Genomic DNA, 12907 nt, shown 5'->3' with positions numbered 1-12907 from the left:
GGAGACGAGAGACATGGCACAACACCTGAGCGGACCGGCGAGCCTCGAAGGCCAGGTCGCGCTGATCACGGGCGGCGCAGGCGGCATGGGCCGCGCCATCGCGCAGGCTTTCAAGGCGGCAGGCGCGCGAGTGGTCGCCACCGATCGTGCGGCGCATGAAGACATCGGCAGCGGCATCCAGTACCGCCGCTACGACGTGGTCTCCCGCGCTGAGACGGACAAGGTCATCGACGCCGTGATCGCCGAGCACGGCAAGGTGGACATCCTGGTCCTGTGCGCCGGCATCATCGCGCGAACCCCGCTCGGCGACAGCACGGACGAGGAGTGGGATTCGATCATGTCCGTCAATGTGCGTGGCGTGGTCAACCCGACGCGCAAGCTGTTCCCGCTGATGTGCGAGCGCGGCTTCGGCAAGATCCTCGCGGCCGGATCGATCGCGGCCAAGAACGGTGGTGTCGCCTCCGGCCCCGCGTACGTTGCATCAAAGGCAGCCGTGCACGGGATGATGCGCTGGGTCGCGAAGGCCGGTGCGCCGCACGGCGTGTATGCGAACGTGCTGGCCCCTGGGCCGGTCGAGACAGCCATGTGGGCGAACGTCACCGGCGGCAGCGTCGCGCCGTCGGCCAATACCACCGTGCCTCTCGGCCGCTACGGCAACGCGGAGGACATCGCGCAGGCCGCGCTCTTCCTTTGCTCGCCGGCCTCCAACTGGATCACGGGCACCTCGCTGGATATCAGCGGCGGCATGTGGATGGACTGACGAGGTGAATCGCATGGCAGACGACGCAGCAACGGTGATCGGCTTCATCGGACTCGGCGTGATGGGCGGGCCGATGTGCCGCAACATGGCTCTCAAGCATGCGGGCGAGGTCATCGCCTTCGACATGAACCCGAACGCCTTCCAGGCGCTGGAGGGCACGAAGGCGCGCCGCGTCGAGACGCCGGCCGACGTGGCCGCACAAGCGGACGTCGTCTTCCTGTCGCTGCCGGGCGGGCCGCAGGTGGAGCAGGTCTGCCTCGGGCCGCAGGGCCTCACGGCAGGCGCGCGCCGTCCTTCGATCATCGTGGACCTGAGCACGACCACGGTCGAGAGCGCCCGCAGCGTCGGCGAACGGCTCGGGCGGCTGGACGTCCAGTTCGCCGATGCGCCGGTGGCGCGCACGCGGGAAGCCGCCCAGCGCGGCGAGCTGAGCATCATGGTGGGCGCGAGCGAAGCGCTCTTCGCGCGCATCGAGCCGCTGCTGCGCTACATCGGCTCGGACGTGACACGCTGCGGCGAGCTGGGCTGCGGCCAGGTCGTGAAGCTGATCAACAACGCCCTCGTGTTCGAGCACACCATGGCGCTGGCCGAGATGATGGTGATCGGCGAGCGCGCAGGCGTGCAGCCCGCCGTGCTGCTGGACGCCGTCTCCAAGGGCTCCGGCGACAGCTTCGTGCTGCGCAACCACGGCCGCAAGGCCATGCTGCCGCGCGAGTTCCCGGAGAAGTCCTTCCCGCCCGAATACGCGCTCAAGGACATCGGCTACATGCTCGAACTCGCATCGCAGGTAGGCACCTCGGCGCACGTCACGGAGCTGGCACAGCGCTACTACGCCGCGACCGCGAGCAACGGATGGGGCGGGCGCTACTTTCCGGCGGTGATCGAGCTGATCGACCGCAACATCGGCCCGGCACCCGCCGCGGCCACCCACCGGGCCTGACCTCATGTCCGACTTCATCGGCCTGGTCTGGGCGGGCATCGTCAGCGGCTCCCTCTACGCGATGGGCGCGATCGGCATCGTGCTCATCTACAAGAGCTCGAACGTCGTGAACTTCGCGCACGGCAACCTGGCCGGGTTCGCGGCCTTCCTGGTGTTCGGGTTCACGGCCGGCACGTTCGCGAACATGTCGTGGTTTCCCGCCGTGCTCCTGACGCTGGCGATCATGGTCGTCGTGATGGCCGCGAGCTACCTGCTGATCGCGCCGCTGGTGTTCAAGTCCGACCTGACCAGCACGATCGCGACCCTCGGCGTAGGCCTGGTCATGCAGGGCGTGACGCAGTTGATGTTCGGCTCCAACGTGGTGTCGATGGACCTGCCCTTGCCGCGCTGGCGCGCACAGTTCGGCGGTCTCCAGGTGTCCTCCTACGACCTGGCAGTGCTGCTCGTGACGGCATTGGCGATCGGCTTGCTCTACCTGCTGATCGAGCGCACGCGCATCGGTATCGCATTTCGCGCGGTGTCGGCGAACCCGTTCGCGAGCCGGGTCTGCGGGCTGAACCTGCGCGGGGTGCATGTCTTCTCGTGGGTGGTGGCCGGCCTGCTCGGGCTGGTCGCGTCGCTGCTGATCGTGCCGACCACCTTCCTCTCGTCCACGAGCGTGGCGTCCTTCATGCTGCAGTCCTTCGCCGCCGCCGTGGTCGGTGGATTCAGCAGCCTGGCGGGCGCGGTGGTGGGCGGCATCTTCATCGGCGTGCTGATGAACCTGCTGTCCTTCTATGTGTCGGCGGAGTTCAACAACACCTACCTGCTGGTCACGATCCTGCTGGTGCTCAACGTCTTTCCCAAAGGCGTGCTCGCCGTTCGAGGGGGTGCCCGTGTCTAGCCTGCCCATTCTTCCTGCTGCCCGTTCGACCCTTCCGTCCGCTGCCGCGCCGAAGTCCGATCGCGCAGCCGGTGCCGCGCGAGGCGCGTGGGCGCGCAAGGCCGGCAGTGCGCTCGGCTTGCTCGTGCTGCTGTTGCTTCCGCTGGTCTCCGGCGGCTACTGGACCTTCACGCTCGGCGTGTGCTTCGCCAATGCCATCGCGATCATCGCGGTGAGCTTCCTGGTGCGCTACGCCGGCGAGGTCTCGATCGGGCATGGCGTGTTCGTCGCGGCCGGGGCCTACACCGTCGCCATTCTCGAAAAGTACCTGGGCCTGCCGCTGCTGGCGAGCCTGCCGGTGGCAGCAGTGCTGGGCGCGTTGCTCGGCGTGGTGTTTGCTTTTCCGTCGCGGCACCTGTCCGGCATCTACCTCGCCGTCACCACGATGGCGCTCGCGCTGGCATTGCCGGAATTGCTGCTGCACTTCTCCAGCGTGTCCGGCGGCTATGAGGGTCTGTACGTCAAGCTCGATGCGCTGCCCGGCGTGCCCAAGTCCTTGCAACGCTACTACCTGCCGCTCTTCGGGCTCGTGGCCGTCGCCTTGCTGCTGCGCCACTTCCGGCGCTCGCGGCAGGCGATGGCGATGCTGCTGATCCGCACCTCGACGCATGCGGCCGAGTCCTTCGGCGTGCGCCGCAGCTGGGCCCGGCTGTCGTGCATGGCCCTGAGCGCTTCGATCGCCGCGATCGGCGGTGCGCTGCTGTCGTTCAGTTCGTCCACCGTGTCGCCGAACAGCTTCACGCTGTGGACCTCGATCTTCCTGCTGGTCGGCTCGGTGGTCTGCCTCCATTCGATGTCGGTCGTCGGCAGTCTCATCGGCGGCGTGTTCCTCACGTTGATGCCGCTGCTGCTCGCCGGCGCGGGTGACTGGGTGCCGATCCTCTACGGCGGCGCGCTGCTCGTGGTGGTGCTCGGCGTCAATGCGCTGCCGGCAGCCGTGCGGGCGCGGCTCGAAGGGGGCCACACATGAGCGCAGTCGCGATGGCGCCGACAGTGCCGCTGGTCGTGCAGGACCTGGCGCTGGCCTTCGGAGGCAACCAGGTGCTGCAAGGCATCGCACTGCAACTGCAGCCGGGCGAGATCACCGGCCTGATCGGTCCCAACGGTGCGGGCAAGACCAGCTTCTTCAATTGCCTGACGGGGCTGTACTCGCCCCAGCAGGGCCGCATGCGCCTGGGCGATATCGGCCTGGAGGGCATTCCGCCCACGGGGCGCGCCGCGCTCGGCTTCTCGCGCAGCTTCCAGCACGTGGCGCTGTGTCCGGAGCTGAGCGTGGTCGAGAACGTGATGATCGGGCTCGACCGCCAGTCGGCCGCGGGCTGGCTCGATGCCTTCCTGCCGCTGCCTCGCGGCCGGCAGGAGCGCGCGCACAACCGTGAACTCGCGCTGGCAGCACTGACCCGGCTGGGCATCGCGAACGTGGCCGATGAAGCGCCCGCCAGCCTGCCGCCCGGTGTGCTGCGGCTGGCCGAGATCGCGCGCGCCATTGCAGGGGAGCCGCGCGTCCTGCTCCTGGACGAACCGGCAGCGGGCTTGAATTCGGTCGAGACGCGCGACCTCTCGACAGCGCTCCTGAGGCTCCGGTCGCCGCAGTTGGTGATGGTGGTCGTGGAGCACGACATGGACCTGATCATGGAAGTCTGCGACACCATCCACGTGCTCAACGTGGGCCGCCTGCTCGCCTCGGGAAGCCCGGCGCAGATCCGCTCCAACCCCGAAGTGGTGCGCGTCTATCTCGGAGACGACGATGAGTGAAGCGGCATCGAACCTGCTGCAGGTCGAGGATCTGACCGTGCGCTACGGCGCAGGGCCTGTGGTGCACGGCATTGCGCTGGATGTGCCGGGTGCGACGGTGGCGGCACTGCTGGGCGCCAACGGCGCCGGCAAGTCCAGCACGCTGCGGGCGATCGCGGGGCTGGAGCCTGCGCAAGGCCGCGTCCGCTTCGATGGCGAGGACATCAGCGGCTGGTCGTCCGCCAGGCGCTTTCGCGCCGGCATCGCCTACGTGCCGGAAGGGCGCGCGATCGTCACGGATCTGTCGGTCGCCGACAACCTCACGCTCGGGTCGTACTTCGTCGAAGCATCGGTCCGTGCGAAGCGTCGGCAGGTCGTGCTGGACTTCTTCCCCGAGATTGCCAACCGACTGAAGTCGCCCGCAGGGCTGCTGAGCGGCGGCGAGCAGCAGATGCTGGCGATCGGCCGCGGGTTGATGTCGGCGCCGCGCCTGCTGCTGCTGGACGAGCCATCGCTCGGCCTGGCACCGCTGCTCGTGGCGCGCGTCTACGAGCGGCTGGCACTCATCCAGAAGGAACAGAAGCTCGCTGCGCTGCTGGTCGAGCAGAGCTTTCACGCAGCGGCCAAGCTTGCGGCGCGCGCCTGGGTGATGCGTCACGGGCACATCGTCGGCGAACTCGATGCGCACTCGCTGCGCACCCGCGAAGGACGCCAGCAGGCCATCGACGCCTACCTCGGCGCGCGGCAGGACGAATCGGCCAACGCATCCAGGGAGACACAGTCATGGGCGGTCTGAAGTTGCAAGGCGAAGTGATCGCGACCGGACTGCGGTTTCCGGAAGGCCCCGTGGCGCTTCCGGATGGCAGCGTGCTGGTGGTCGAGATCGCCGGGGGCCGGCTCGTGCGCGTGCTGCCGAACGGCGAACTCAGTGTCGTGGCGGAACTCGGCGGCGGACCGAATGGCGCCGCACTGGGACCGGACGGGCACTGCTACATCTGCAACAACGGCGGCTTCAGTTGGCGCACCGACGACGGCTTCACACGGCCGACGGGCGCGGCTGCGGACTACCGGGGCGGCGCGATCCAGCGGGTGGACCTTTCGAACGGCGAGGTGGAAACGCTCTACACGCAATGCGAAGGCATTCCGCTGCATGGCCCGAACGACATCGTGTTCGACGCGCACGGCGGGTTCTGGTTCAGCGACTTCGGCAAGACCTTCGAGGACCGCATCCTGCGTGGCGCCGTCTACTACGCGCGCATCGATGGCAGCTTCATCCGCCGTGCCGCGCATCCGGTGCTCACGCCGAATGGCGTCGGGCTGTCGCCGGACGGGCGCACGCTGTACGTGAGCGAGACGGAGACGAGCCGGCTCTGGTCCTATCCCGTCAAGGCGCCCGGCGAACTCGGGCACGAACCCTGGCCCTCGCCGAACGGCGGACGCCTGGTGCATGGGCTCCCGGGCTTCCAGCGATTCGACTCGCTGGCGGTGGAGGAGAGCGGCAACATCTGCGTGGCGACTCTCGTGCGCGGCGGGATCAGCGTGTTCGCCCCGACAGGCGAACTGCTGGAGTTCCACGAGGCGCCCGAAGGCTACTGCACCAACATCTGCTTCGGTGCCGCGGACCGGCGCACGGCCTTCATCACGCTCTCCGGCCATGGACAGCTTTTCGCTGTGCGGTGGCCGCGGGCAGGACTGGCGCTTTCGGCATGACGCGCCATGCCACGTATTCCAGCCGTCGCCGCTTTCTGCAGCGCGGCGCAGCCGCTGCGGCGGCCGTTCTCGGCGCGGGCACTTTGCCGGTTGGCGCCCAGCAGGCGTGGCCTTCGCGGCCCATTCGCATCATCGTTCCCTATGCGGCGGGGCAGGGCGCCGATGTGCTGATGCGCCTGATCGGGCACGAACTCTCGATGAGCCTGAACCAGAGCATCGTGGTGGACAACCGCGCCGGCGCCGGCGGCAATATCGGGACCGCGGCAGGGGCGCGATCTCCAGCCGACGGATACACCTTCGTGCTCGGTACCAACGCGACGCATGCGGCCAACGAGTTCCTTTTCAGCGCGCCTGGCTTCAATGCCGCGTCGGACTTCGACGGCGTGGCCATGCTCGGCTTGCTGCCGATGGTGTTCTGCACCTCCGCACCCGACCTGCCCGCCAACGGCATCGCGGAACTCATCGCCCAGGCCCGCGCCAAGCCTGGCACGCTGAACGTGGGGCTGCCGAGCACGACGGCAAGCGTCGTGTTCGCTCAGTTCGTGAAGGCGGCTCAGGCACCGCTGTTCGGCGTGAAATACAAGTCGTCCAGCCAGTCGATGACCGATCTCCTCGGCGGGCAGATTCCGTTGGCCATCGACACGGTCACCGCCGCGCGCCCGCAGATCGCGGCGGGCAAGCTGCGCGCGTTGGGCATCACGTCCCTCAAGGCCAGCGAGATGCTGCCCGGCGTCAGGCCGGTGTCGGAGCAGGGCGTGCCCGGCTTCGACGTCGTGGCGTGGGATGCATTGTTCGCGCCGCGCGGCACGCCAGCCGACGTCGTGCGAAAGCTCGGCGAACACGTCCAGCGTGCGCTGCAGCAACCCGAGACGCGCAGCCGGATGCTGGAAATCGGCGTCGAACCCCTGTTCATGGGGCCGGCGCAACTCGATGCATTCGTGAAGGCAGAGCGCCCCAAGTGGGGCGAGATCATCAAGGCCGCCGACATCCGCGGCGACTGAAGAAAGCAGGGAGTCCATGCCACGTCATCAAGGGGTTCGTCCCTTTCCTAAAAGAATGCATTCTGCATTGTCTGTTCAACCAAGCCACCCAGGAGTAAGACCGTGACCACAGCCACCGCCCTCAACCCCGCGCAATCCGACGTCGGCAACGCCCCCGCAGAAGGCCGCATCACCGACCAGGCCATCGCCGACGCCAAGGCCATGATCGGCCTGCACCTGCGCCCCGAAGGCCCCTATCTGCAGGACGCCACGCCCGACACGCTGCGCAACTGGTGCAACGGCATCGGCGACCTGAACCCTCTCTACCGCGATATCGGCTACGGCGCCAGCACACGCTACGGCACGATGCTCGCGCACCCGATGTTCCCCATGGCCTTCGGCTGGCTCGGCCGCACGCGCTGGGGCCTGCCGGGCGTGCACGGTTTCTATGCCGGCAACGACTGGGAACTGTTCCGCCACGTGCGCCCGGGCGACCGCATCACCCCGATCGAACGCGTGGTCGGCGTCGAGGAGAAGGAAAGCAAGTTCTCCGGCCGTCTGGTGCTGCAGTACGTCGAGGCTTCCTACTTCAACCAGCGCGGCGAATTGGTGGCGCGTGCGCTCGGCACCTGCACTCGCCACGAGCGCAAGGCGGCGCGCGACACCGGCAAGTACAAGGAAATCGTCCAGCACGAATACACGGACGAGATGCGCGACCGCATCGACGAGATCGTCCTGGACGAGCCCAAGAACATCCGCGGCGCGAACGTGCGCTACTGGGAGGAAGTGCAGGTCGGCGAGGAGCTGCCGACCATCGCGCGCGGGCCGCTGTCGCTGATGGACACCATGGGCTTTCTCGTGGGCTGCGGCCGTGGACACACGCATGGCGTGGTGCTGCAGGCGGCCGTCAAGCACCCGGGCCACTTCTTCCGCAATCCCGAGGCGGGCGGCGGGGTGGAGTACACGGGCATCGGGCATCACCGCGAATCCGTGGCGAAGGAAGTGGGCGTGCCCGGCACCTATGACTATGGTCCCCAGCGCTCTTCCTGGATGTGCACGCTGATCACCAACTGGATGGGCGATGCCGGGGTGATCAAGCGCGTGCGCACCGAGATGCGGCGCTTCAACATCGTGGGTGACACGACGTTCTGCAAGGGCAAGGTCGTGCGCAAGTACGTCAAGAACAACATCGCGCTGGTGGACATCGAGATCGCCGCCGAGAACCAGCGCGGCGAAGTGACCACGCCGGGCATCGCGACCGTGGCGCTGCCCTCGCGCGACGTGAAGCTTCCGGCCTTCATCGACGGCTCCGGCGTCGATCTCGAACTGCCGGTCATCCGCTGAACGCAAGGTCCCCGGCAACACCGCGAAAGAGGTCACATGCTTTTCGATGAAGTGTCACCATCCGTCGAGCTGCCCTTGTCGGGTTGCCGCGTGGTCGAGCGTTCGCGCACGGTGGCGGCCGCCTACGCCGGTCGCCTCCTGGCCGCGATGGGCGCGCAGGTCGTGATGCTGGAGCCCGAGGAGGGGTCCGCGTTGCGGCAGGCACCGCCGTTGCTGGAAGAGACGGGGGAAAGCGCGCTGTTCGCCTACCTTGCCGTCGGAAAGCGCAGCCTGGTCTGCGACCCGCTGACGGGCAGCGGGCAGGCCGTGCTGGCGCGCGCGCTGGATGGCGCCGACATCCTGATCGACGACACGCCGGTGCGCGAGCGTGCGGCCGCGGGCCTCGACCCGGAATCGATCGGCAGGAGCTTTCCCCGACTCGTCCATGTGAGCGTGTTGCCCTTCGGCGCCAGCGGAGCCAAGGCGGACTGGGACGGCGAGGAAGTGAACCTGGTGCATGCCGGCGGCGAGGGGTTCCTGTTGCCCAATGGCCTGTCGCGCGAGCTGTTCCCGGACCGGCCTCCGCTCAAGGTCTACGGGCACTTCGCCGGCTACCAGGGCGGCAGCATGGCGCTGACCTGCGCGCTCGCCGCATGGTGGGCCGTGCCCGAACTCGGAGGCCAGTACGTGGATGTATCGGTGCAGGACGCGATGCTGTCGGTCGGTGCCTTCGCGTTGCAGCGGCTGGGCGATGGCTCGCTGGAACATCGTTCGACGCGCAGCTTCCGCTACGGCGGCGTGTTCAAGACGCTCGACGGCTATCTGGAACTGCTCACGCTCGAAGACCGGCAATGGAGCGCCCTCGTCGAACTGCTGGGCGGGCCCGGATGGGCCCGCGAAGATGCCCTGCGCGACCCGCTCGAACGCAGCCGGCGCGGCGACGAGATCAACGGCCATATCCGCGAATGGATGGCGAGGCATCGCGTCGAGGACATCGTGCGGCGCGCGCAGGAACTGGGCGTGCCCGCAGCCCGATACCGCACGCCCACGGAGGTGACGCAGGGCGAGCACGAACGCGCGCGCGGACTGTTCGCGCCTGCGACGCTCGAAAGCGGCATGGAGGTCGATGTGCTGATGGCGCCGTTCCAGTTCCGCTGCACGCCCTTGCAAGGCTGCGGACGGGTGCCCGCCCTGGGCGAGATGGCACAGGAGGTGACCGCATGACGCGCCCCCACGCGCCCCTTGCCGGCGTTCGCATCGCGGATTTCACGATCCACGCGGCCGGCCCTTTCTGCACGCACCTGCTGTCCCAGCTGGGCGCGCAGTGCATCAAGATCGAGAGCCGCACGCGGCCCGATGCCTTTCGCAAGCCGCATGCGGTGTACGGCCGGATGCAGGCGGCGACCTTCGACCAGGTGTCGGCGAACAAGCTGTCGGTGCGCCTCAACCTGAAGCAACCCGAGGCGGTGGAACTTGCCAAGCGGATCGTCGCCCTGTCCGACATCGCGGCAGAGAGCTTCAGGCCCGGCGTGATGAAGCGGCTCGGCCTTGGCTTCGATGCCTTGCGCGAGGCCAGGACGGACATCGTCCTGCTTTCGCTGTCCTCGTGCGGCCAGAGCGGTCCGGATTCGCACTTTGCCGGGTACGCGCCGCTCTTCGGCGCCTGGGGCGGGCTGGGCTGGATGAGCGGCTACAGCGACGGGCCGCCGGTGGAGATGCGCCACGTCATGGATCACTCCGCGGGCGTGCATGCGGCGGCGGCCACCTTGGCTGCGTTGCATCAGCGCCGCCGCACCGGCCGCGCGCAGCACGTCGACCTGGCCGCACGCGAAGTCGCTTCGGCCATGATCGGCGATGCGCTCGTTCAGGCCAGTTGCGGCAGCACGCCCCAGCGGCCCGGCAACGGCGATCTCGCCATGGCGCCGCACGGCATCTACGCCACCGCCCAACCCGATCGCTGGCTGACTCTGGCGGTGCGCAACGACCGCGAATGGAAAGCGCTGCTGACGACGCTGGGGCAGGGCGGGCCGCCGCTTGACTCGCGCTTTGCCACCGCGCAGGCACGCCGCCGACACCAGGCCGAGATCGATGCGCTGCTCATGGGCTGGCTGGCCACGCGCGACGCCGACGAGACGGCGGCACGGTTGCAGGAGGCCGGCGTTTGCGCCCACGTGTCGTGGAACATGCAGGATGTGGCGGACGATGCGCACCTGCGCGAGCGCGGCGCCCTGGTCGAGGTGAGCGCGCCCGACATTCCGCTGCGCCTGGCCGTCGGCGCACCGGGGCGCTTCTCGGTCACGGACGACGTGGGCATTCGCCGGCTGACGCCGACGCTGGGGCAGGATGAGGAATATGTCTTCGGCGAACTGCTGGGGCTCGACGCCGCACGCCGGGCCGATCTGGAAAAGCGCGAGGTCATCCTGTAGAACATCCCTCGCGCGACAACGCCCCAATCAACGAACCCAAGGAGTGCTACGTGACAGAGTCCATCTACCTCGTGCTGGACATGGAAAACGACCTGGTCCACGCGGACGGGCCGAACGGCAAGGCCGCCTATGGCGAGCAGGTGCGCGGCCGCCGCATCCTCGAGAACACCCGCCACGCGATCGACAAGGCGCGCGCCGCCGGCGTGCCCATCGGCTTCGTGCGGGTCGGCTTCTCGCCCGATTACCGCGAGTGCCCGCCCGATTCGCCGATCTTTTCCGGTGCCCGCAAGAACGGCGTCTTCAAGCTCGGCACCTGGGGCACCGAGGTGCATCCGGACCTCGGCATGCAGTCCGGCGACTTCGACATCGTCAAGCACCGCGTCAGCCCCTTCTACAGCACCAGTCTGGAAGCGATCCTGCGCGCGAAGGGGATCCGGCGGATCTACTGCTCGGGCATCTCGACGAACGCGGTCGTGCAGGCCACGGTGCGTGAAGGCCACGACCGCGACTACGAGATGGTCGTGCTGGAAGACTGCTGCTGCGGGCTGTCGGCCGAGGAGCACGAGGGCGCGATCCAGAGCTTGCGCCGCTTCTGTCGCCTGACGACTTCGCAAGAAGTGGTGTTCGGGTGAGGCGCCGATGAGTCGCGTCGCACGCAGCCTGCTGTTCGTGCCCGGCGATCGGCCCGAGCGCTTCGACAAGGCCGCCGCCAGCGGCGCGCGCGAAATCATCCTGGATCTGGAGGACGCCGTCGCACCTGCGGCCAAGACCGGCGCGCGCGGCACGGTCGCCTCCTGGCTTTCGACCGGACGCCGGGCCTTCGTGCGCATCAATGCCCTGCAGACCGAGTGGCACGCCGATGACTTGCGAATGCTGCAGGCGGCGCCGGGCGCGGGTCTGATGCTGCCCAAGGCCGATGCGGATTCGCTGGCGCGCACGGCCCAGGCGCTGCCGGGGCGCCGGATCGTCGCGCTGCTGGAAACAGTGTCCGGCCTGATGGAACTGGCGCAGATGGTCCGGGTGCCCGGCCTGGAGCGCATCGCTTTCGGCAGCGTGGACTTCGCCGCCGAAAGCGGCATCGCGGACGAGGGCGATGCGATGACGAGCGTGCGCGTCCAGATCGTTCTGCATTCCTGCCATGCCGGTCTCGTCGCCCCGATCGACGGCGTCAGCGTTCATTTCGACGACGACGCGCGCATGCGGGCGGATGCGTTGCGTTCGCGGCAACTGGGCTTCGGCGGCAAGCTGTGCATCCATCCGCGCCAGGTCGCGCCGGTGAACGCGGCCTTCCTGCCCACGCCGCAGGACCTGCAGTGGGCGCTGGCGGTGTTGGCTGCTTTCGAGGCCAGCGGAGGCGCAGCCACCTCCGTAGACGGCAAGATGATCGACAAGCCGGTCGTCGACCGGGCGCGGCGCATCGTCGCCGAAGGCACGGACGCTGCCGCTTAGAATCCCGCGGAGGGTTTGCAGGGCTGCAGCAAATGGACTATCGAACCAAAGAAGAACAAGTTGCGGATTACCTGCGCGAGCGGATCATCTCCGGGGTGTACCCGCGCGGCTCGCGCCTCAAGCAGGCCGAGATCGCCGAGCAACTCCACCTGAGCATCACGCCCGTGCGCGAGGCACTGAAGCTGCTGGCGGCCGAAGGCTATGTCAGCGGCGACTCCTATCGCGGCGCCCGCGTGGTCCCTTTCGATGCCGGTGCCTCCGGCGAGATCCTCAATCTCCGGCTGATGCTGGAAGCGCAACTGGTTCGCGGCGCGGTCGAGAAGGTCACGTCGCAGGACATCGCCGAGCTTCGGGCGCTGGCCGACGAATTCGCCGCCGCCTTCGAGAGCGGCGATCGCGCGATCGCGCGTGGCGTCAACTACCGCTTTCATCGGCGCCTCTACGACTGCGCGCAAATGCCCCAGACCCTGCACTTCGTCCAGATCCTGTGGGCGCGCTACCCGTTCGACCTGATCAACGCCGTGGAAGGCCGCGGCAAGGATGCCGTGCACGAGCACGACGAGATCCTGCAGGCGCTCACCACGGGCGATGCGTCCACCGCCATGCTCGCGATGCGCAAGCACATCGAGTCGGGGTGGACGGTCCTGAAGTCGGTCTAGACGC

The 12907-nt window shown here is 68.3% G+C and carries 14 protein-coding genes; all 14 read left to right on the top strand.

Translation table 11 applies throughout. The annotated features are described in order from the left end of the window. The first annotated feature begins 13 nt into the window (after nucleotides 1–13). The 14 genes from QTH90_RS10125 (at nucleotide 14) to QTH90_RS10060 (ending at nucleotide 12903) form a co-directional block, all read left to right on the top strand. A complete protein-coding gene (locus QTH90_RS10125) occupies nucleotides 14–760 on the top strand; it encodes an SDR family NAD(P)-dependent oxidoreductase (protein WP_286664325.1) in 747 nt (248 codons plus the stop codon). Between the two features lie 13 nt (nucleotides 761–773). Continuing rightward, a complete protein-coding gene (locus QTH90_RS10120) occupies nucleotides 774–1700 on the top strand; it encodes an NAD(P)-dependent oxidoreductase (protein ID WP_286664324.1) in 927 nt (308 codons plus the stop codon). A gap of 4 nt (nucleotides 1701–1704) precedes the next feature. Next, nucleotides 1705–2583: a branched-chain amino acid ABC transporter permease gene (locus QTH90_RS10115; protein ID WP_286664323.1), complete on the top strand. Its 879-nt coding sequence runs from the start codon at nucleotides 1705–1707 to the stop codon at nucleotides 2581–2583. Beyond that, nucleotides 2576–3592, top strand: a complete 1017-nt coding sequence (locus QTH90_RS10110) for a branched-chain amino acid ABC transporter permease (protein WP_286664322.1) — start codon at nucleotides 2576–2578, stop codon at nucleotides 3590–3592. The genes QTH90_RS10115 and QTH90_RS10110 overlap by 8 nt, the downstream gene beginning before the upstream one ends. Continuing rightward, a complete protein-coding gene (locus QTH90_RS10105) occupies nucleotides 3589–4377 on the top strand; it encodes an ABC transporter ATP-binding protein (protein ID WP_286664321.1) in 789 nt (262 codons plus the stop codon). Before QTH90_RS10110 ends, QTH90_RS10105 begins: the two co-directional genes overlap by 4 nt. After that, complete coding sequence (locus tag QTH90_RS10100) at nucleotides 4370–5152, top strand: ABC transporter ATP-binding protein (RefSeq protein ID WP_286664320.1); 783 nt, start codon at nucleotides 4370–4372, stop codon at nucleotides 5150–5152. Before QTH90_RS10105 ends, QTH90_RS10100 begins: the two co-directional genes overlap by 8 nt. Further along, a complete protein-coding gene (locus QTH90_RS10095; RefSeq protein ID WP_286664319.1) occupies nucleotides 5140–6066 on the top strand; it encodes an SMP-30/gluconolactonase/LRE family protein in 927 nt (308 codons plus the stop codon). Before QTH90_RS10100 ends, QTH90_RS10095 begins: the two co-directional genes overlap by 13 nt. After that, nucleotides 6063–7067 carry a Bug family tripartite tricarboxylate transporter substrate binding protein gene (locus QTH90_RS10090; protein WP_286664318.1) on the top strand — a complete coding sequence of 335 codons (1005 nt, stop codon included), beginning with the start codon at nucleotides 6063–6065 and terminating at the stop codon, nucleotides 7065–7067. Before QTH90_RS10095 ends, QTH90_RS10090 begins: the two co-directional genes overlap by 4 nt. Before the next feature lie 102 nt (nucleotides 7068–7169). Next, nucleotides 7170–8390 (top strand): FAS1-like dehydratase domain-containing protein, encoded by a 1221-nt coding sequence (locus QTH90_RS10085; protein WP_286664317.1) that lies wholly within the window; start codon nucleotides 7170–7172, stop codon nucleotides 8388–8390. A gap of 36 nt (nucleotides 8391–8426) precedes the next feature. After that, nucleotides 8427–9593, top strand: coding sequence for a CoA transferase (locus QTH90_RS10080; RefSeq protein ID WP_286664316.1), 1167 nt, complete (start codon nucleotides 8427–8429; stop codon nucleotides 9591–9593). Then, nucleotides 9590–10795, top strand: coding sequence for a CaiB/BaiF CoA transferase family protein (locus QTH90_RS10075; protein ID WP_286664315.1), 1206 nt, complete (start codon nucleotides 9590–9592; stop codon nucleotides 10793–10795). Before QTH90_RS10080 ends, QTH90_RS10075 begins: the two co-directional genes overlap by 4 nt. Before the next feature lie 50 nt (nucleotides 10796–10845). Then, complete coding sequence (locus QTH90_RS10070; RefSeq protein WP_286664314.1) at nucleotides 10846–11427, top strand: cysteine hydrolase family protein; 582 nt, start codon at nucleotides 10846–10848, stop codon at nucleotides 11425–11427. A gap of 7 nt (nucleotides 11428–11434) precedes the next feature. Beyond that, complete coding sequence (locus tag QTH90_RS10065; protein WP_286664313.1) at nucleotides 11435–12244, top strand: HpcH/HpaI aldolase/citrate lyase family protein; 810 nt, start codon at nucleotides 11435–11437, stop codon at nucleotides 12242–12244. A 32-nt stretch (nucleotides 12245–12276) separates the two neighbouring features. Then, complete coding sequence (locus QTH90_RS10060; protein WP_286664312.1) at nucleotides 12277–12903, top strand: GntR family transcriptional regulator; 627 nt, start codon at nucleotides 12277–12279, stop codon at nucleotides 12901–12903. The last annotated feature ends 4 nt before the right edge of the window (nucleotides 12904–12907 follow it).

The sequence above is a fragment of the Variovorax flavidus genome (genome assembly GCF_030317145.1).
Lineage (GTDB): Bacteria > Pseudomonadota > Gammaproteobacteria > Burkholderiales > Burkholderiaceae_C > Variovorax > Variovorax flavidus.
This window is presented reverse-complemented; position numbering and strand designations above follow the sequence as displayed.